At 59.3% G+C, this 19,688-nt stretch carries 18 protein-coding genes; 10 read left to right on the top strand and 8 right to left on the bottom strand.

The genetic code is table 11. From position 1 onward, the window contains the following. Positions 1–141: 141 nt before the first annotated feature. Entirely contained in the window at positions 142–1,962 is a 1,821-nt protein-coding gene (gene typA, locus ACI77I_RS05615) for a translational GTPase TypA (protein WP_094952189.1), read from the bottom strand. A gap of 139 nt (positions 1,963–2,101) precedes the next feature. Further along, entirely contained in the window at positions 2,102–3,556 is a 1,455-nt protein-coding gene (gene thiI / locus ACI77I_RS05610) for a tRNA uracil 4-sulfurtransferase ThiI (RefSeq protein ID WP_242153954.1), read from the bottom strand. Positions 3,557–3,890: 334 nt separating this feature from the next. Here thiI and glnA point away from each other — a divergent pair, with 334 nt between their 5' ends. After that, positions 3,891–5,297 carry a glutamate--ammonia ligase gene (glnA, locus tag ACI77I_RS05605; protein ID WP_017138628.1) on the top strand — a complete coding sequence of 469 codons (1,407 nt, stop codon included), beginning with the start codon at positions 3,891–3,893 and terminating at the stop codon, positions 5,295–5,297. Positions 5,298–5,368: 71 nt separating this feature from the next. Here the strand turns inward: glnA and ACI77I_RS05600 are convergent, their stop codons facing one another. Continuing rightward, on the bottom strand, positions 5,369–5,608 hold the full coding sequence (locus ACI77I_RS05600; RefSeq protein ID WP_083355706.1) for a DUF6124 family protein: 240 nt from the start codon (positions 5,606–5,608) through the stop codon (positions 5,369–5,371). A gap of 385 nt (positions 5,609–5,993) precedes the next feature. Between ACI77I_RS05600 and ACI77I_RS05595 the strand changes: the two genes are divergently transcribed. The 3 genes from ACI77I_RS05595 to ntrC all read left to right on the top strand — a co-directional run bounded on the left by ACI77I_RS05595 (position 5,994) and on the right by ntrC (position 9,482). Then, the gene (locus tag ACI77I_RS05595; protein ID WP_406997112.1) at positions 5,994–6,590 is read left to right on the top strand and encodes a chorismate mutase; all 597 of its coding nucleotides are present in this window, start codon (positions 5,994–5,996) and stop codon (positions 6,588–6,590) included. Positions 6,591–6,963: 373 nt separating this feature from the next. Further along, positions 6,964–8,049, top strand: coding sequence for a nitrogen regulation protein NR(II) (glnL, locus tag ACI77I_RS05590; RefSeq protein ID WP_078046461.1), 1,086 nt, complete (start codon positions 6,964–6,966; stop codon positions 8,047–8,049). Continuing rightward, a complete protein-coding gene (gene ntrC, locus ACI77I_RS05585) occupies positions 8,046–9,482 on the top strand; it encodes a nitrogen regulation protein NR(I) (protein WP_094952186.1) in 1,437 nt (478 codons plus the stop codon). The genes glnL and ntrC overlap by 4 nt, the downstream gene beginning before the upstream one ends. 469 nt (positions 9,483–9,951) lie before the next feature. Here ntrC and ACI77I_RS05580 read toward each other — a convergent pair whose 3' ends face one another. Then, the gene (locus ACI77I_RS05580) at positions 9,952–10,392 is read right to left on the bottom strand and encodes a hypothetical protein (RefSeq protein WP_094952185.1); all 441 of its coding nucleotides are present in this window, start codon (positions 10,390–10,392) and stop codon (positions 9,952–9,954) included. Here ACI77I_RS05580 and ACI77I_RS05575 point away from each other — a divergent pair. Continuing rightward, positions 10,391–10,846: a tRNA (cytidine(34)-2'-O)-methyltransferase gene (locus ACI77I_RS05575; protein WP_003171120.1), complete on the top strand. Its 456-nt coding sequence runs from the start codon at positions 10,391–10,393 to the stop codon at positions 10,844–10,846. The genes ACI77I_RS05580 and ACI77I_RS05575 overlap by 2 nt on opposite strands. Positions 10,847–10,996: 150 nt before the next feature. Here ACI77I_RS05575 and secB read toward each other — a convergent pair whose 3' ends face one another. Genes secB through ACI77I_RS05560 form a run of 3 tightly spaced genes read right to left on the bottom strand, consistent with a single transcriptional unit; the run spans position 10,997 to position 12,188 of the window. Next, positions 10,997–11,476 (bottom strand): protein-export chaperone SecB, encoded by a 480-nt coding sequence (gene secB / locus ACI77I_RS05570; RefSeq protein ID WP_083355711.1) that lies wholly within the window; start codon positions 11,474–11,476, stop codon positions 10,997–10,999. 42 nt (positions 11,477–11,518) lie between these two features. Further along, positions 11,519–11,773, bottom strand: a complete 255-nt coding sequence (gene grxC, locus ACI77I_RS05565; protein WP_094952184.1) for a glutaredoxin 3 — start codon at positions 11,771–11,773, stop codon at positions 11,519–11,521. A 1-nt stretch (position 11,774) separates the two neighbouring features. Beyond that, positions 11,775–12,188, bottom strand: coding sequence for a rhodanese-like domain-containing protein (locus tag ACI77I_RS05560; protein ID WP_094952183.1), 414 nt, complete (start codon positions 12,186–12,188; stop codon positions 11,775–11,777). 151 nt (positions 12,189–12,339) lie between these two features. On the opposite strand from ACI77I_RS05560, the gene gpmI reads away from it, so the two are divergent. The 5 genes from gpmI to ACI77I_RS05535 all read left to right on the top strand — a co-directional run bounded on the left by gpmI (position 12,340) and on the right by ACI77I_RS05535 (position 18,917). Further along, positions 12,340–13,866, top strand: a complete 1,527-nt coding sequence (gene gpmI / locus ACI77I_RS05555; protein WP_242153946.1) for a 2,3-bisphosphoglycerate-independent phosphoglycerate mutase — start codon at positions 12,340–12,342, stop codon at positions 13,864–13,866. A gap of 256 nt (positions 13,867–14,122) precedes the next feature. Further along, a complete protein-coding gene (locus tag ACI77I_RS05550; RefSeq protein WP_406997106.1) occupies positions 14,123–15,418 on the top strand; it encodes a murein hydrolase activator EnvC family protein in 1,296 nt (431 codons plus the stop codon). 30 nt (positions 15,419–15,448) lie between these two features. Next, complete coding sequence (locus ACI77I_RS05545; RefSeq protein WP_094952180.1) at positions 15,449–16,777, top strand: S41 family peptidase; 1,329 nt, start codon at positions 15,449–15,451, stop codon at positions 16,775–16,777. 1 nt (position 16,778) lies between these two features. Next, positions 16,779–17,564 (top strand): divergent polysaccharide deacetylase family protein, encoded by a 786-nt coding sequence (locus ACI77I_RS05540; protein WP_094952179.1) that lies wholly within the window; start codon positions 16,779–16,781, stop codon positions 17,562–17,564. Positions 17,565–17,627: 63 nt separating this feature from the next. After that, a complete protein-coding gene (locus tag ACI77I_RS05535; protein ID WP_406997105.1) occupies positions 17,628–18,917 on the top strand; it encodes a Vps62-related protein in 1,290 nt (429 codons plus the stop codon). Here ACI77I_RS05535 and ACI77I_RS05530 read toward each other — a convergent pair. Further along, positions 18,870–19,625 carry an ABC transporter substrate-binding protein gene (locus ACI77I_RS05530; protein WP_094952177.1) on the bottom strand — a complete coding sequence of 252 codons (756 nt, stop codon included), beginning with the start codon at positions 19,623–19,625 and terminating at the stop codon, positions 18,870–18,872. The two genes, ACI77I_RS05535 and ACI77I_RS05530, sit on opposite strands and share 48 nt — an antisense overlap. Between the last annotated feature and the right edge of the window lie 63 nt (positions 19,626–19,688).

Here is a 19,688-nt window from a genome sequence, read left to right as displayed (position 1 = left end):
CTCTGCGTGGGAACGCCTCTTTTAAGAGCGGACGCGGAGCGTCCAGAGCTACATTCCCACGCAGAGCGTGGGAACGATCAGGCATAAAAAAACGCCCCCGGCCTTTCGACCGGGGGCGTTTTTCATTCAGCCTGAGTTAACTCAGTTCTTGGCTTTCTTGGCAGCGCGGGTACGCTCGCCTTCGTCCAGGATCTTCTTACGCAGGCGGATCGACTTAGGCGTAACTTCGCACAGCTCGTCGTCCTGGATGAATTCCAGAGCCTGTTCCAGGGTGAAGCGAACAGGTGGAACCAGAGCGATGGTTTCGTCTTTACCCGAAGCACGCATGTTGTCGAGCTTCTTGCCTTTGGTTGGGTTGACGCCCATGTCGTTGTCACGGCTGTTCAGACCAACGATCTGACCGTTGTAGATCTCTTGACCGTGTTCAACGAACAGCTTGCCACGCGCCTGGAGAGTTTCCAGGGAGTAGGTCAGCGCCTTGCCGGTTTCTACCGATACCAGAACACCGTTCTGACGGCCGGACATGTCGCCGGACTTCATGGTGTCGTAGCGATCGAAGATCGAGGTCAGGATGCCAGCACCGTTGGTCAGGGTCAGGAACTGGTTACGGAAACCGATCAGACCACGAGCAGGGATGTTGTATTCCAGACGCACACGGCCTTTGCCATCCGGCACCATGTTGGTCAGGTCGCCGCGACGCAGGCCCATCTCTTCCATGACTTTGCCCTGGGATTCTTCCGGGGTGTCGATGGTCACGTCTTCAAACGGTTCCTGCTTCACGCCGTCAACCTGACGGATGATCACTTCCGGACGACCAACGCCCATTTCGAAGCCTTCGCGACGCATGGTCTCGATCAGTACCGAGAGGTGCAGCTCACCACGGCCGGAAACCTTGAACTTGTCAGCCGAGTCGCCTTCTTCAACGCGCAGTGCAACGTTGTACAGCAGCTCTTTGTCCAGACGTTCCTTGATGTTACGGGAAGTCACGAACTTGCCTTCTTTACCGCAGAAAGGCGAGTCGTTTACCTGGAAGGTCATGGAAACGGTTGGCTCGTCAACGGTCAGAGGCTTCATCGCCTCGACAGTGTCCGGCTGGCACAGGGTGTCGGAGATGAACAGCGAGTCCATACCGCTGACGCAAACGATGTCGCCTGCGAAAGCTTCTTCAACGTCGATACGGTGCAGACCGTGGTGACCCATCAGCTTCAGGATACGACCGTTACGCTTCTTACCGTCGGCACCGATAGCAACAACCGGAGTGTTCGGCTTGACGCTACCACGAGCGATACGGCCAACACCGATAACACCCAGGAAGCTGTTGTAGTCCAGTGCCGAGATTTGCATCTGGAACGGGCCTTCACGGTCAACCTTCGGCGGTGGAACGTGGTCAACGATCGCCTGGTACAGCGGGGTCATGTCTTCCGCCATGGCGGTGTGTTCCAGACCGGCAATACCGTTCAGGGCAGAGGCGTAGATCACTTGGAAATCAAGTTGCTCTTCGGTAGCACCCAGGTTGTCGAACAGGTCGAAGATCTGGTCCAGAACCCAGTCCGGACGCGCGCCTGGACGGTCAACCTTGTTGATGCACACGATCGGACGCAGGCCGGCTTCGAAAGCCTTCTTGGTTACGAAACGGGTTTGCGGCATAGGGCCGTCTTGGGCATCAACCAGCAGCAGAACGGAGTCAACCATCGACATTACACGTTCAACTTCACCGCCGAAGTCGGCGTGGCCCGGGGTGTCCACGATGTTGATGTGGTAGCCGTTCCAGTTGATAGCGGTGTTTTTAGCCAGGATGGTAATACCGCGCTCTTTTTCCTGGTCGTTGGAGTCCATCACGCGCTCGTCGTTGAGCTCGTTGCGCTCCAGGGTGCCGGATTGACGCAGGAGTTTGTCTACCAGGGTGGTTTTACCATGGTCAACGTGAGCAATGATGGCGATGTTACGTAGATTTTCGATCACTTGTGTATCTCGATCAGAGGATTCGGTGTGCTGACAGGTCGTGGCAGCGATTAACAGTAGAGTCAGGCCTTGCCGTTACAGCTTGACGGCAGAGTCGGGGGGCCGGTGACGCAGGCCACAGGCAAACAGCCCCGGGCTCTTAGCTCGGTCGATAAACGCGCACATTGGCATGCCCCTCACTGAGCAAATGGTGGGCATGCAGGCGACTCATCACGCCTTTGTCGCAATACAGCAGGTACTGACGGCTGTTATCCAGTTCCTTGAAACGCGCGTTCAATGCGTAGAACGGCAGCGCTTGCACGTCGATGCCAGTGATTTCCAGCGGCTCATCTTCCGCGGCATCCGGGTGACGGATGTCGACGACAATCTGGCCGGCCAGGGCTTCGCTGACTTCTTCGATTTGCACGTCTTGGCCCAGTTCGTCGATTACGCGATCGATGGGGACCATTTTGGCGTTCTCGAGCGCACGCTCCAGAATCGCCATGTCGAACTGTTGTTCTTCGTACTCCACGCGGTTGCGCTTGGCGTGGGTCTTGGGGTTCACCGAGATGACCCCGCAATATTCAGGCATGTGCTTGGCGAAATCCGCCGTGCCGATTTCTTCGGCCAGGTCGATGATGTCCTGCTTGTGACTGGCAATCAGCGGGCGCAGCACCAGCTTTTCGGTCACGCAGTCAATCAGCGACAGGTTCGGCAGCGTCTGGCTGGAAACCTGGGAGATCGCTTCGCCGGTCACCAGCGCGTCGATCTGCAACTGATCGGCGATTCGGGACGCAGCGCGCAACATCATACGCTTCAATACTACGCCCATATGACTGTTATCGACTTTGCCGAGAATTTCGCCCAGCACTTCCTCGAACGGTACGCTTACGAATAGCACGCGCTGGGAGCTGCCGTACTTCTTCCAGATAAAGTGCGCGACTTCCATCACGCCCAATTCGTGTGCACGCCCGCCCAGATTAAAGAAGCAGAAGTGGCTCATCAGGCCGCGGCGCATGATCTGGTAGGCCGCCACTGTGGAATCGAAACCGCCGGACATCAGTACCAGGGTCTGTTCCAGGGCGCCCAACGGGTAGCCGCCAATGCTGTTGTGCTGGCTGTGGATCACAAACAACCGTTGGTCGCGAATTTCCATGCGCACTTCAATTTGCGGCGCTTTCAGGGAAATTCCGGCGGCGCCGCACTCGCGACGCAGCTTGCTGCCGACGTATTTCTCGACGTCCATGGAGGTGAAGGTGTGCTTGCCGGCGCGCTTGCAGCGCACCGAAAAAATCTTGCCTTCTAACTCTGTGCCGAAATGCAGTTTGCACTTTTCGGTGATGTCGTCGAAGTCGCCCAGCGGGTACTCATCCACCTGCAGGAAATGCGCGATGCCCGGCATGCAGCTCAGGCGCTCGGTCATGTCCTTCAAGGCTTTGGCGTCGGTGACACGGGTTTCCAGCTCGAGGTTGTCCCACACGCCGTTCACCACCACAGCCGGGTCCAAGTCACGGAGCACGGCACGGATGTTCTTGGCCAACTGACGGATGAAACGCATCCGTACCGGTCGGCTTTTGATGGTGATCTCGGGGAACACTTTAACGATTAATTTCATGGAAACAGCGCGCGCCGGGCCTGCTGAAAAAGGGGGGCGCGGATTATAGCGGAAATCGCTCAAGGTTTAACCAGTTAATATGCATTGACGATACCGCGCACCAAAACGGGTCATTTGCGCAAATTAACGCTACATTGCAGTGCGTTAATTATTCCGCTTCAGCGGATTGCACCGTTATAGGGGCCATTTTGAGGCAAAAAGGCCATGTTGGCGCACTGGCATGCAATTTGCTCTCTTGTGAGGCAGGTTGCCTTGGTCGAGTATTCGCGCCGGCATCACCCACATTCTAAGGGCTAACTCCACTACCCCAGCCCGAAGCCACCCGGAGGACACCATGTCGAAGTCGGTTCAACTCATCAAAGATCATGACGTTAAATGGATTGATCTGCGCTTCACGGACACTAAAGGTACTCAGCACCACGTGACCATGCCGGCTCGCGACGCGCTGGATGATGCTTTCTTCGAAGAAGGCAAAATGTTCGACGGTTCCTCCATTGCTGGCTGGAAAGGCATCGAAGCTTCCGACATGATCCTGATGCCGGACGACAGCACTGCCGTTCTCGACCCGTTCACCGAAGACCCAACCCTGATCATCGTCTGCGACGTGATCGAGCCTTCGACCATGCAAGGCTACGACCGCGACCCACGTGCGATCGCCAAGCGTGCCGAGGAATACCTGAAGTCTACCGGTATCGGCGACACCGTATTCGTTGGCCCAGAGCCAGAATTCTTCATCTTTGATTCGGTCAAGTTCAAGTCCGACATCTCCGGCTCCATGTTCAAGATCTTCTCTGAACAAGGTTCGTGGATGTCCGACCAGGACATCGAAGGCGGCAACAAAGGCCACCGTCCAGGCATCAAAGGTGGCTACTTCCCAGTTCCGCCATTCGACCACGACCACGAAATCCGTACCTCCATGTGCAACGCCATGGAAGAAATGGGCCTGGTCATCGAAGTTCACCACCACGAAGTGGCGACTGCCGGCCAGAACGAAATCGGTGTGAAGTTCAACACCCTGGTGGCCAAGGCTGACGAAGTTCAGACCCTGAAGTACTGCGTACACAACGTGGCTGATGCCTACGGCCGTACCGCTACCTTCATGCCTAAGCCGCTGTATGGCGATAACGGTTCGGGTATGCACGTTCACCTGTCCATCGCCAAAGATGGCAAGAACACCTTCGCTGGCGAAGGTTATGCCGGCCTGTCCGACACCGCCCTGTACTTCATCGGCGGTATCATCAAGCACGGTAAGGCCCTGAACGGCTTCACCAACCCGTCGACCAACTCCTACAAGCGTCTGGTCCCAGGTTTCGAAGCGCCGGTAATGCTGGCCTACTCGGCTCGCAACCGTTCCGCCTCGATCCGTATTCCTTACGTGTCCAGCCCACGCGCTCGCCGTATCGAAGCGCGCTTCCCGGACCCAGCAGCTAACCCGTACCTGGCTTTCGCTGCCCTGGTCATGGCTGGCCTGGACGGTATCCAGAACAAGATCCACCCAGGCGACGCCGCCGACAAAAACTTGTACGACCTGCCGCCTGAAGAGGCCAAAGAGATCCCACAAGTGTGCGGCAGCCTGAAAGAAGCCCTGGAAGAGCTGGACAAGGGCCGTGCGTTCCTGACCAAAGGCGGCGTATTCAGCGACGACTTCATCGATGCCTACATCGAGCTGAAAAGCGAAGAAGAAATCAAAGTACGCACCTTCGTACACCCACTGGAATACGAGCTGTACTACAGCTGCTGATCCGGTAGCGCTGCTTAACGTGGCGTGATGAAAAAAGACCTCCTTCGGGAGGTCTTTTTTTTGCCTGGGGTTCAGCGGGCCGGGGCGTGGCGGTCGAGCATCTTGGCAATCATCAAGGTGCCCAAGGCACTGAGCTGGTGAATCGCCAGAACCGTATCGCGGTGTTTGCCTTCCAGCGCCTCGGACAAATCAAGCAACAAGGTGCTGACCGAGGAGAAGGCTTCGAAGCTGTTGACCAGCAGGGACTCGTCGTCGCTACCGGGATCGATGGTGAAGACGGATGGAGGTGGATTTGGGGTTGGTTTGAACATTTTCTACATTCCTCAATGAGGCCGCCTTCGCTTCGCTACTAAACGAAAGGGTGGCGGCTGTGCGCAGGTTAGTAGACCGGTGAATGTAGAAGCCCGGCGCATCCGAGGATGCCCTGCGCACAGCCACCATCAAGCACAGATTTGGGAAATCTGATTGATGGAGAATGCACGACCTACAATTCGAATCCAGGCTACTAAACCTGATCGCTGATGAGCAGCGACCGAGCAACCTTAAAGACGACAAGCCAGCCGTACAAGCCGGCGGATTCTGGCTCACCTGTAGGCAAGCACGCAAGTTAAGGTAGCCTCTGACTGACACCGCCCCCAACCTGTAAACCCAATCAACATGTGGGCGCTGGCTTGCCTGCGATAGCATCAGCTGGGTATACCTGCTGTACCGAGTTGCCCGCATCGCAGGCAAGCCAGCTCCCACAGGAGATCTGCTTTGAAACATCGACTTGTGTTCGCTTTGTTATTTATCAGCGCCAGTGCGAGCGCCGCGCCGCCCACCCTGGAGCCTCTGCTCAACAGCATCGCCGAACGCCTGGAGATCGCCGACCAGGTTGCCCTGAGCAAATGGGACAGCCACAAGCCCGTAGAGGACAAGAAGCGCGAACAGGAAGTGATCGCCAGCGTCGTCGCCCAGGCGCCTACTTACAAACTGGACCCCGCCGCCGCCGAGCAATTTTTCTCGGCGCAGATCGAAGCCAATAAGTTGGTGCAATACACCCATCTATCCGACTGGCAGTTCCAAGGCAAAGCGCCCGACAACCCGCGCCCGGACCTGGTGAAGCAGATTCGTCCGCAGCTGGATCATCTGCAAAAACGCCTGCTCCAGCAGCTTGCGGACTTCACCCCACAGCGCACCGACCCACAGTGCCCGCAATGGGTGACGCAAGCCGTCCATGAGCCACAGAACGAACCAATGCGCCAGCTGGCGATGATCCGCGCCACCGCTGAGCTGTGCATCTACAAAGGTTAAAGACTGCAAACCCAATCAGAACTGTGGGAGCTGGCTTGCCTGCGATAGCGTCGGCACATTCAATATTGCTATCGCAGGCAAGCCAGCTCCCACATTGACCTAGATACTCATGCCAATTCATCGCCAGCCCTCACTTCCTGAACAGGTTTCACAAAAACGCACTATATTGGTGCGATAGCCTGCACGCTTCCCATCTGCCCAGCCCATTTTGGTTCGATTCTTCCCGAACAAGCTGGCAGAACGCCACAGTTTCGCGCCTTAAACCCCTATTTCAGGGGTTTAACGCTTCTTTTCGGAGCCTTGGTTTGGTTTTTGCATTTTCCTTGTATCAGCGTGTGCCTCAAGCCCGCGCCTTGCTCCAAAAGAGGTCCTGATGACCATCAGCGATGCACTGCACCGTTTGTTACTCGACAACCTGACCACCGCGACCATTCTGCTCAATGACGACCTGCGTCTTGAGTACATGAACCCGGCGGCGGAGATGCTCCTGGCCATCAGCGGCCAGCGCAGCCATGGGCAGTTCATCAGCGAATTGTTCACCGAGTCGGCCGAAGCCTTGAGTTCTTTGCGCCAGGCGGTGGAGCAGGCACACCCGTTCACCAAGCGCGAAGCGATGCTCACCGCCCTCACCGGCCAGACGCTGACGGTCGACTACGCCGTGACCCCGATCCTGAGCAACGGCACCACCCTGCTGCTGCTCGAAGTGCACCCACGTGACCGCCTGCTGCGCATCACCAAGGAAGAAGCGCAGCTGTCCAAGCAGGAAACCAGCAAGATGCTGGTGCGCGGCCTGGCCCACGAGATCAAGAACCCGTTGGGCGGGATTCGCGGCGCCGCGCAACTGCTGGCCCGCGAACTGCCGGAGGAGCACCTCAAGGACTACACCAACGTCATCATCGAGGAGGCCGACCGCTTGCGTAACCTGGTGGACCGCATGCTCGGCTCCAACAAGTTGCCATCGCTGGCGATGACCAACGTGCACGAGGTGCTGGAGCGCGTCTGCCAACTGGTCGAGGCCGAAAGCCAAGGCTGCATCACCCTGGTGCGCGACTACGACCCAAGCATTCCCGACGTGTTGATCGACCGCGAACAGATGATCCAGGCGGTGCTCAATATCGTGCGCAACGCCATGCAGGCCATCAGCAGCCAGAACGAGCTGCGCCTGGGCCGCATCAGCCTGCGCACCCGCGCCCTGCGCCAGTTCACCATCGGCCATGTGCGCCATCGCCTGGTGACCAAAGTCGAGATCATCGACAACGGCCCGGGCATTCCTGCGGAACTGCAGGAAACCATTTTCTTTCCCATGGTCAGCGGCCGCCCGGACGGTACCGGGCTGGGCCTGGCCATTACTCAGAACATCATCAGCCAGCACCAGGGCTTGATCGAATGTGAAAGCCATCCCGGCCACACCACGTTCTCGATCTTTCTGCCTCTGGAACAAGGAGCCCCATCGACATGAGCCGTAGTGAAACTGTCTGGATCGTCGATGACGACCGTTCTATCCGCTGGGTCCTCGAGAAAGCCTTGCAACAGGAAGGCATGACCACTCAGAGCTTCGACAGCGCCGACGGCGTGATGAGCCGCCTGGCGCGCCAGCAGCCGGACGTGATCATCTCCGACATCCGCATGCCCGGCGCCAGCGGCCTGGACTTGCTCGCGCGCATCCGTGAGCAGCACCCGCGCCTGCCGGTGATCATCATGACCGCGCACTCGGACCTGGACAGCGCTGTCGCGTCCTATCAAGGCGGCGCCTTTGAATACCTGCCCAAGCCGTTCGACGTGGATGAGGCGGTGGCGCTGGTCAAACGCGCCAACCAGCACGCCCAGGAACAACAGAACCAGCAAGCCCCACCGGCCCTGACCCGCACCCCGGAAATCATCGGCGAAGCGCCGGCGATGCAGGAAGTGTTTCGCGCCATCGGGCGCTTGAGCCACTCCAACATCACCGTGCTGATCAACGGCGAGTCGGGCACCGGTAAAGAGCTGGTGGCGCATGCACTGCACCGCCACAGCCCACGGGCGGCCTCGCCGTTTATCGCGCTGAACATGGCGGCAATTCCCAAGGATTTGATGGAGTCCGAGCTGTTCGGCCATGAGAAAGGCGCCTTCACCGGTGCCGCCAACCTGCGTCGCGGCCGCTTTGAACAGGCCGACGGCGGTACGCTGTTCCTGGATGAGATCGGCGACATGCCGGCCGACACCCAGACCCGCTTGCTGCGCGTATTGGCCGACGGTGAGTTCTATCGCGTTGGCGGGCACACGCCGGTCAAGGTCGACGTGCGCATCATCGCGGCGACCCACCAGAACCTCGAAACCTTGGTGCACGCGGGCAAATTCCGTGAAGACTTGTTCCACCGTCTGAACGTGATCCGTATCCATATCCCACGCATGTCGGACCGTCGCGAAGACATCCCGACCCTGGCCCGCCACTTCCTCAGCCGCGCCGCGCAGGAGCTGGCCGTCGAGCCGAAGCTGCTGAAAAGCGAGACTGAGGAATACCTCAAGAACCTGCCGTGGCCAGGCAACGTGCGCCAGCTGGAGAACACCTGCCGCTGGATCACCGTGATGGCTTCGGGTCGCGAAGTGCATATCAGCGACCTGCCGCCGGAGCTGCTCAGCCTGCCGCAGGACTCAGCCCCTGTGACCAACTGGGAACAGGCGCTGCGCCAATGGGCAGATCAGGCCTTGGCGCGTGGCCAGTCGAACCTGCTCGACAGCGCCGTGCCGGCGTTCGAGCGAATCATGATCGAAACCGCCTTGAAGCACACCGCCGGCCGCCGCCGCGACGCCGCCGTGCTGCTGGGCTGGGGCCGTAATACCCTGACGCGCAAGATCAAGGAGCTGGGGATGAAGGTGGATGGCGGGGATGAAGATGAGGGTGATGAGGGCTGACTGATCGTTCCCACGCTCTGCGTGGGAATGCCTCCCCGGACGCTCCGCGTCCAGGCCTCACTGCAACTTGAGGTCTGTGCACTGGTGACGCGGAGCGTCACACGATGCATTCCCACGCGGAGCGTGGGAACGATCAGATCAGATGCAGTGCACCGCTTCAATGCACCATGAACCGGCATCGGGCATGGATCCAACGCTTGAAACATCAGCCACGCTGAAAAAACCTTGAACAGCAAAAACACCAAAGCCCCGTATTCCGGGGCTTTTCGCTTTATGGCGTGATTTTTTGGCACAAATTACAAACTCTGGCACGCGCCCTGCAATAACCCTTGTACTACCCAGTTTCGGGGACCTTGGTACAGGCAGGCCGAGAATCCCCTCTTTACACCTGGGGTGCTTGATGCGGATCGCGTCGCGCCCCACACCCGTTTCGGGAACCTCGGTACAGGCAGGCCGGGGATTCCCTCTTTTATTGCTCTTGGAGATGGATCTCAAGCCGCCAGCGGCCATCGGCCTTCTCTCCCTTCCATTCCCCGCGCAACGGCCGAGCCGCCACCAGGTTGAGCAGCAAGCCGCTATCGGTCTTGCGGATGCGCCAGTTCACGTCCTTGTCATTGACCTTGAGTTGCCCATTGGCCACCTTGCCCTGCGCGTCGAACAGCAGCGCCACGGTGCCATCCACCTGCTCGCCGTGCAGCTTGGGCTCGCTGTTGAACCACACCACCACGCCGTCCTTTGCCAGCTCTACCTGTTGCAATTCGACCGGCTCCGGGGTGGTCAGGCGGCCAATCATCAGGCCGATCATCAAACCGACAATCACCATTGAGCCCAAGACCCTGGGCAATAGCTTCGGCCTTGGGTCGTCTTCAGGGGTAGAATGCAGCGCATCTTTGCCTTCGGAGCCGTGCATGTTTCACGTCATCCTTTTTCAACCAGAAATTCCGCCGAATACCGGCAACGTTATCAGGCTGTGCGCCAACAGTGGCTGCCACCTGCATTTGATTGAGCCGCTGGGCTTCGACATGGACGACAAGCGCCTGCGCCGGGCCGGGCTGGACTACCACGAGTACGCCACGCTCAAGCGCCACGCCGATCTGGCCAGTTGCCTGGAAAGCCTGGGCCACCCACGGCTGTTCGCGTTTACCACCAAGGGCTCGCGGCCGTTTCATGATGCCAGCTTTGCCGAAGGCGACGCCTTCCTGTTCGGCCCGGAAAGCCGTGGCCTGCCGGCCGAGGTGCTCGACGCCCTGCCCGACGGCCATCGCTTGCGCTTGCCGATGCGCGAGGGTTGCCGCAGCTTGAACCTGTCCAACACCGTGGCCGTCGCGGTCTACGAAGGCTGGCGCCAACTGGGCTTCAAGTAACACATAAAAACAAATGTGGGAGCGGGCTTGTGTGGGAGCCGGGCTTGCCCGCGATGCAGGCACCTCGGTGTGTCAGTCACACCGGGGTGATGCTACCGCAGGCAAGCCAGCTCCCACACAAGCCCGCTCCCACATTTTTACCGCGTCGACTTACTGAACGGTCGACGAACCTTCCTGTTGCATGCGCTGCAGCTCTTGCGCGTACAAGGCATCGAAGTTCACCGGAGCCAGCATCAGCGCAGGGAACGAGCCACGGGTGACCAGGCTGTCCAGGGTCTCACGGGCATACGGGAACAGGATGTTCGGGCAGAACGCGCCCAGGGTGTGGCTCATGGACGCTTCGTCCAGGCCCTGGATCAGGAAGATACCGGCCTGTTGCACTTCAGCGATGAAGGCGACTTCTTCGCCATTCTTGACGGTGACCGACAGGGTCAGCACGACTTCGTGGAAGTCACCTTCCAGTGCCTTTTGACGGGTGTTCAGGTCCAGCGCAACGCTTGGAGTCCATTCCTGACGGAAGATGGCCGGGCTTTTCGGCGCCTCGAACGACAGGTCACGCACGTAGATCCGCTGCAGCGAGAATTGTGGGCCTTGGGTTTCTGCTGCTTCAGTATTCTGTTGGTCAGTCATCACAGATCCTTCTTGATCTTGGGGTCTTTTAGGGTTTAGGAGTCAGACGAGCAGCAGCGCATCGAGTTTACCGGCGCGCTCCAGGGCGAACAGGTCATCGCAACCACCGACATGCTTGTCGCCGATCCAGATCTGCGGCACGGACGTGCGCCCCGCCTTCTGGGTCATTTCGGCGCGCACCTGGGGTTTGCCGTCGACCTTGATCTCTTCGAAGGCAACGCCCTTTTTCTCAAGCAGGGCCTTGGCCCGCATGCAGTAAGGGCACCAATCGCTGGAGTAAACGACAACCTGACTCATGTCACTTCACCAACGGCAGGTTATCGGCCTTCCAACTGCCGATACCGCCGGACAGTTTGGCGGCGGTGAAACCAGCCTTGAGCATCTCGCGGGCGTGGGTCCCGGCGTGCTGGCCTTGGGCGTCGACTAGAATAATGGTCTTGCCTTTGTATTTTTCCAGCTCGACCAGGCGTGCGATGAGCTTGTCCTGTGGAATGTTCAGGGCGCCGACGATATGGCCGGCGGCAAAATCCTTGACCGGGCGAATATCCACGACAACGGCCTCATCCTTGTTGACCAGCGCGGTCAGCTCCGACGTGCTCAGGCTGCGGCCACCGCGGCTCATTTCATGAGCGATCAGCAGCGCCAGCAGGATGACGAAGGCACCCGCGAGCAGGTAGTGGGCAGTGGCAAATGCAATCAGGTGATCAACCATCAAGGAGGTTCCAGGGCGTTAAAATGGCGGTAAGTATACACAGCCGTCAGGGGGGGCCAACCCCCGTAAAGCGGTGACGTGGTCGGAACTTCGCTTTAGACTGCTACTCCCTTTTAGATTGCCTTCCTTTATTACCGCCGCGAGAGGATCTATGACTACTACGCCTAAACCTTTGGTCCTGATAATTCTCGATGGCTTCGGACACAGTGAAAGCCACCACGACAACGCCGTGTACTCGGCCAAGAAGCCGGTACTCGACCGCCTCACCGCCACCGTACCCAACGGTTTGATCTCAGGTTCGGGCATGGATGTAGGCCTGCCGGACGGCCAGATGGGCAACTCGGAAGTCGGCCACATGAACCTCGGCGCCGGACGAGTGGTATACCAAGACTTCACACGCGTGACCAAATCGATCCGCGACGGCGAGTTCTTCGAGAACCCGACCATTTGCGCGGCGGTGGATAAAGCAGTCGCAGCCGGCAAGGCCGTGCACTTCATGGGCCTGTTGTCCGACGGCGGCGTGCACAGCCACCAGGACCACCTGGTCGCCATGGCCGAGCTGGCGTTCAAGCGCGGCGCCGACAAGATCTACCTGCACGCCTTCCTCGACGGCCGCGACACCCCGCCAAAAAGCGCGCAGTCGTCCATCGAGCTGCTCGACGCCACCTTCGCCGCCCTCGGCAAGGGCCGCATCGCCAGCCTGGTCGGCCGTTACTTCGCCATGGACCGTGACAACCGCTGGGACCGCGTGGCCCAGGCCTACAACCTGATCGTCGACGGCCAGGCCGAATTCAACGCCGCCACCGCACAGGAAGGCCTGGAAGCCGCCTATGCGCGTGGCGAGAGCGATGAATTCGTCAAAGCCACTACCCTCGGCGAGCCGGTGAAAGTCGAAGACGGCGACGCCGTGGTGTTCATGAACTTCCGCGCCGACCGTGCCCGTGAGCTGAGCCACGTGTTCGTCGATACCGGTTTCAAAGATTTTGAGCGCGCACGCCAACCGAAAGTCGAGTTCGTGATGCTCACCCAATACGCCGCCAACATTCCGGCTCCCTCGGCGTTTGCCCCGGGCAGCCTGGAAAACGTGTTGGGCGACTACCTGGCGAAAAACGGCAAGACCCAGTTGCGCATCGCCGAAACCGAAAAATACGCCCACGTGACCTTCTTCTTCTCCGGCGGGCGTGAAGAACCGTTCCCGGGCGAAGAACGCATCCTGATCCCGTCGCCAAAAGTCGCCACCTACGACCTGCAGCCGGAAATGAGCGCACCCGAAGTCACCGACAAGATCGTCGATGCCATCGACAATCAGCGTTACGACGTGATCGTGGTCAACTACGCCAACGGCGACATGGTGGGCCACAGCGGTAACCTGGAAGCGGCCGTAAAAGCCGTGGAATGCCTGGACCTGTGCGTCGGCCGCATCGTCGACGCCCTGGAGAAAGTCGGCGGCGAAGCGCTGATCACCGCCGACCACGGCAACTGCGAGCAGATGTCCGACGAATCCACCGGGCAAGCCCACACCGCCCACACCACCGAGCCGGTGCCGTTCATCTATGTCGGCAAGCGCGACCTGAAAGTGCGTGAAGGCGGCGTGCTGGCGGATGTGGCGCCGACCATGCTGAAGCTGATGGGGTTGGAGAAGCCGAAAGAGATGACCGGGACTTCGATTCTGGTTTGACCCTGAGAAGCACCGCAAGCCCCTGTGGGAGCTGGCTTGCCTGCGATAGCATCAACTCGGTATCTCTGAAGCACCGAGGTGTCCGCATCGCAGGCAAGCCAGCACCCACAGGGTTGGAAGGTGCTTTTGAGGATATCTTTTTGCCACACCAACGCCACTCGGCACCTATCTTGCCCGCAAGCCCCAATTGGGCGTTTTTTTTGCGGCGCTTGGCGGGCATACTAGGCTGTCCCTTTCCCTGGTGTCGCCCGCCTCTATGCTTCGCGCCTTGATTACCCTCGCTCTTGTCTGCCTGCTCCAACCGGCGTTTGCCGATGAGCGCGCACAAACCCAACAACAGTTGGACGCTACGCGTCAGGACATTACTGAGCTGAAAAAACTGCTCGGCAAGCTCCAGGAAGAAAAATCCGGGGTGCAGAAAGACCTGCGCGGCACGGAAACCGAGATGGGCAAGCTCGAGAAGCAGGTCCAGGAGCTGCAAAAAGAATTAAAGAAGAGCGAGTCGGAACTGGAGCGACTCGACGCTGAGAAAAAAAAACTCCAGAGCGCACGCGTTGAACAGCAACGCCTGATCGCGATCCAGGCCCGCGCCGCCTACCAGAGCGGCCGCCAGGAATACCTCAAGCTGCTGCTTAACCAGCAGAACCCAGAAAAATTCGCGCGCACCCTCACCTATTACGACTACCTGAGCAAGGCACGCCTGGCGCAACTTAAGGGTTTTAACGAAACCCTGCGCCAACTGGCCAATGTCGAACAGGAAATTGCCGACCAGCAATCCCAGCTGCTCGACCAGAAAAGCGCCCTCGACACCCAGCGCGACCAACTGGACAAGGTACGTAAGGAGCGCCAGCTGGCACTGGCCAAGCTCAATAACGATGTAAAAGCCCGCGACGCCAAGCTCCAAGCACGCGAGCAGGACCAGGCCGACCTCGGCAAAGTGCTCAAAACCATCGAAGAAACCCTGGCCCGCCAGGCACGTGAGGCTGAAGAAGCGCGCCAGAAAGCGCTGATCGCCCAGCAGGAAGCGGAAAAAAAGCGCCAGCGTGAGGCCGAACTGGCAGCGACCACCGACGCACCGGCGCCCCGTAAACCGCCGCGCGCAGCCCCTGGGCCAGTGGTTTCCAGCGCCGGCGAGAACTTCGGCGGCCCTTTTGCATCAGCGCGCGGCAAACTTCCATGGCCCGTTGATGGTCGACTACTGGCACGCTTCGGTGAAACCCGTGGCGATGACACCCGCGCCAAGTGGGATGGCGTCATGATCAGCGCCGGCGCCGGCAGCCAGGTGCATGCCGTGCATGGTGGCCGTGTGGTGTTTGCCGATTGGCTGCGGGGCGCGGGTTTGTTGGTGATTCTTGACCACGGCAATGGCTATTTGAGCCTTTACGGCCACAATCAGACTTTACTCAAGTCGGCAGGTGATGTTGTAAAAGCCGGTGAATCCATCTCCACTGTCGGTAACAGTGGTGGGCAGGACACGCCAGCGCTGTACTTCGCTATTCGTCAGCAGGGCCGCCCGAGCGACCCTGCACAATGGTGCCGTTCCCAAGGATAGGGCCGCATCTACATTAGGAGTTCGTTCGACATGCTGCATTTGTCCCGCCTCACTTCGCTGGCCCTGACGATCGCCCTGGTGATCGGCGCGCCTCTGGCTTTTGCCGACCAGGCCGCTGGAGCTGCACCCGCCGCTACGACCGCGACCACGGCAGCGACCACCAAGGCCCCGCTGCCGCTGGACGAGCTGCGTACCTTTGCCGAGGTCATGGACCGGATCAAGGCAGCCTATGTCGAACCCGTAGACGATAAAACCCTGCTGGAAAATGCCATCAAGGGCATGCTCAGCAACCTCGACCCGCACTCTGCCTACCTGGGCCCGGAAGATTTCGCTGAGCTGCAGGAAAGCACCAGCGGCGAATTCGGCGGCCTGGGCATCGAAGTCGGCTCCGAAGACGGCCAGATCAAAGTAGTCTCGCCGATCGACGACACCCCAGCATCCAAGGCCGGTATCCAGGCCGGCGACTTGATCGTGAAGATCAACGGCCAGCCGACCCGTGGCCAGTCCATGACCGAAGCCGTCGACAAGATGCGCGGCAAGCTCGGCCAAAAAATCACCCTGACCTTGGTGCGCGACGGCGGCAACCCGTTTGACGTAACCCTGGCCCGCGCGACCATCACGGTCAAGAGCGTGAAGAGCCAGCTGCTGGAGTCGGGCTACGGTTACATCCGTATCACCCAGTTCCAGGTCAAGACCGGCGACGAAGTGGCCAAGGCCCTGGCCAAGCTGCGCAAAGACAACGGCAAGAAACTCAACGGCATCGTGCTCGACCTGCGTAACAACCCGGGCGGCGTGTTGCAGTCGGCGGTGGAAGTGGTCGACCACTTCATCACCAAAGGCCTGATCGTCTACACCAAGGGCCGTATCGCTAACTCCGAACTGCGCTTCTCAGCGACCGGCAATGACCTCAGTGAAAACGTGCCATTGGCTGTGCTGATCAACGGCGGCAGCGCCTCGGCCTCCGAAATCGTCGCCGGCGCCTTGCAAGACCAGAAACGCGGCGTACTGATGGGCACCACCAGTTTCGGCAAAGGCTCGGTGCAAACCGTGTTGCCGCTCAACAACGAGCGCGCGCTGAAGATCACCACGGCGCTGTACTACACGCCGAACGGTCGCTCGATCCAGGCCCAAGGCATCGTGCCGGACATCGAAGTACGTAAAGCCAAGATCACCAACGAGATCGACAGCGAGTACTACAAAGAGGCCGACCTGCAAGGCCACCTGGGCAATGGCAACGGCGGCGCCGACCAGCCGACCGGCAGCGCCACCAAAGCCAAGCCGATGCCGCAGGACGATGATTATCAACTGGCCCAGGCGCTGAGCCTGCTTAAAGGCCTGAGCATTACGCGCAGCCGTTGATATGCGTTTTGCCCTGATCATCGCTGTGCTGTGCAGCCTGGCAGGCGTCGCCCACGCGACGCCTGCGGGCGAGCCGCATAAAGCCTACCTGACCCTTATCATCGACGACCTGGGGCAAAACCTGCCCCGGGATCGTCGCGTGCTGGCCCTGCCTGGGCCGGTGACCATGGCGATCATGCCGGACACGCCCCACGCCGCCGAATTCGCCCGCGAAGCGCACAAGGCCGGCAAGATCGTGATCCTGCACATGCCCATGGACCCGGCTACCGGCCCGTTCGCCTGGCACCCCGACTTGCCTATCGAAGAACTCGGCAAACGCCTGGAGGCCGCCTTCAAGGCCGTGCCCTACACCGCCGGCATCAATAACCACATGGGCAGCCGCATGACCGCCCAACCGGCCGCCATGGCGTGGCTGATGGCCGAGCTGCAACGACGCAACAAGTTCTTTGTCGACAGCCGCACCAGTGCACAGACCGTCGCCGCCGCCGAGGCGCAGAAGATTGGCTTGGCGCATGTCTCGCGGGATGTATTCCTCGATGACGAGCGCACCGAAGCGGCGATCACCACGCAGCTGCAAACCGCAATCAAACTGGCGCACAAACAAGGTTCAGCCGTAATGATCGGCCACCCTTACCCGCAAACCCTGGCGGTATTGGAGCGCGAGTTGCCCAAGCTCAAGGCCCAGGGCATCGACTGGATTGATATCAAGTTGATGATCAGCGTACGTGGCAATCAGGCCATGGCCGGGCATGGGAAAAACGGCATTTATCTTCCGTTGCGTAGATAAATACAGCTCGGCAATGCGCTCGCTCTTCGATAGTTGATACTCCTATCAACTGGAGAGCCTCCAATGAAGCCTCTGCAATTCAACGACCTGCTCATCAACTTTACCAGCGAGTTTCTTCCGCTCTGGAGCGATAAGGGATCAGGCGCGCATAAAGACGTCGGCCTTTGGCGGCCCAGCACAACATCCGATGAACTAAGCCCGTTTTTCTCCTTGGGCGATGTTGCGGTTGGTCACCATGACAATATCAACCGGAGCAAGATCGTCCCGGTCGTCAGCGACGTGAATAAGGTCAACGGCACGGCCCTGCGCGCGCCGCTCGATTACCAATTGGTGTGGCACGATAAAGGAACCGGGGCCTTAGGCAATTTATCCATCTGGCGCCCACTGCCACCGCAAGGCTATGTCGCGATGGGGCTGGTGTGCGGTGTGGCCTATGACAAACCTTCGACCAGTGCCATGCGCTGCGTACGCGAAGATCTGGTGCAAACAGCCCAAGTGGGCGATCTGATCTGGGACGACAAAGGCAGTGGTGCTACCCAAAACCTGAACACTTGGTCGATTACTCCGCCCGATGCATCAGCCGGCGAAATTTACTTGGCCCCTGGCACCTTTATCGGCAGTGAAAGCGCTACCAAGCCAAGCCTCCTGGCCTATTCGCTGCGCCTGGCGCTCACCGCGCAATCCAGCGAAGCACCGCCACTCCCCGTTCTCAGCGGGTATGAGAACCCGATGCTGGAGGAGACCACCCCCATAATTAAGGTGTGCGAACTGCCGTGGTTCTGCGTAAAAGATCCGGAATTAACCGCTATTGAGCAGCTGCAGACCTCACCCACTTATCGGTTGGAACGTACTGATCGTCACGTTTTCGTCGGCTTTGAGCACAACACCGAAGCGACCAGTCGCCCCTCTACGTGGAAAGCCACGAAGGGCGAAATCGGAGAAAATACCAGGGTGCTGGCAACTGGCACCGGCGTCGAACTAAGCAAGCAATGGCCCGCAAACACTCGCGCATTCGCGCTGAGTTTCTCGGCGCAGCTGGACCGTGAATTCACGCATACGCAGCACTCGGCGAAAGGTTGGAGCAACGCCTCAGCGCTGGAAATCATCACTTATGCGCCGCCGAAGATAGCCGTTGCGGGCTCCATCCTGAACAGTGAATACCGCCTGCTACGCCTGGATGGCAGCCAGGTATCAGACACTGTGAGCTACAACAGCGGCGAGCACGTGTACATGAGCCAGTACCCTAGCGTGGAGCCACTGCCTGAGAAAGCGCCTGGAGTAGAACCCCTTGAAGCACAGCCCACACTAGAGATAGCGGGCTATGATCTGTTCGAGGACACCCTCGCCCCGTAACTGATCGAGTGCCGCTTGGAGTTTGGTCACCACGTCATCCGGCACGTCTTTGTTCAGCGCGAGGTAGAGCTGGGCGCTGTTGAAGCGCAACACGGTCTTGAGCCCCGTTACGCCGACCTGGCGCGCCAGGTAACGCCCGGCAGGATCGCCGGTGGCCCACAGGTCGATCTGGCCATCCATGAGCTTTTGCGCGTTGTCTTGGTCGCGCAGCACCACCAACGGGTTGAGGCCCTGTTTTTCCAGGGTCTGGGCAATGGCGTCGCCCTTGTAGGCACCAATCTTGTAACGACGGGCATGCTCAAGGTCCGACAGCTCTATCTTGCTGTCGGCCTTGGCCAACAACACCCAATCATCAGGGCCGATAGGGCCGACCCATTTGAACAAAGCTTCGCGATCCGGCAGGCGCGCCATCACGAATACGCCGTAACCAGGTTTTTCCAGGGCGAGTTTGTAGATTCGCTCCCAAGGAAACCGCAGGGTCAGGTTGTAGGAAATGCCGGCACGCTTGAAAGTCTCGCGCACGATGTCCACGGCGATGCCTTCGATGTTCTCGTCCTTGGCGAAATTTTTGCCGTTTTTCGCCATGTTGTAAGGCGGAAAGTTTTCCGTCAGCAACACCAGGGCGGCGTCAGACGGTTCTTCGGCGTGGGCAGCACCGGCCATAAGCACGGAGGTACTGGCGAGGGCGAGCAACAAGGTCTTGAACATGAAGGCTACCGGAATCCATGGCAAGCGCAAAGAGTGCCGCGCGCCTGCCATGGTGTCCAGTAG

Origin of the sequence: Pseudomonas sp. D47 (assembly GCF_045447305.1) — a bacterium.
Taxonomy (GTDB): Bacteria; Pseudomonadota; Gammaproteobacteria; order Pseudomonadales; family Pseudomonadaceae; genus Aquipseudomonas.
Note: the sequence above shows the minus strand (reverse complement) of the source record. Positions and strands in the feature narration are given on the sequence as shown.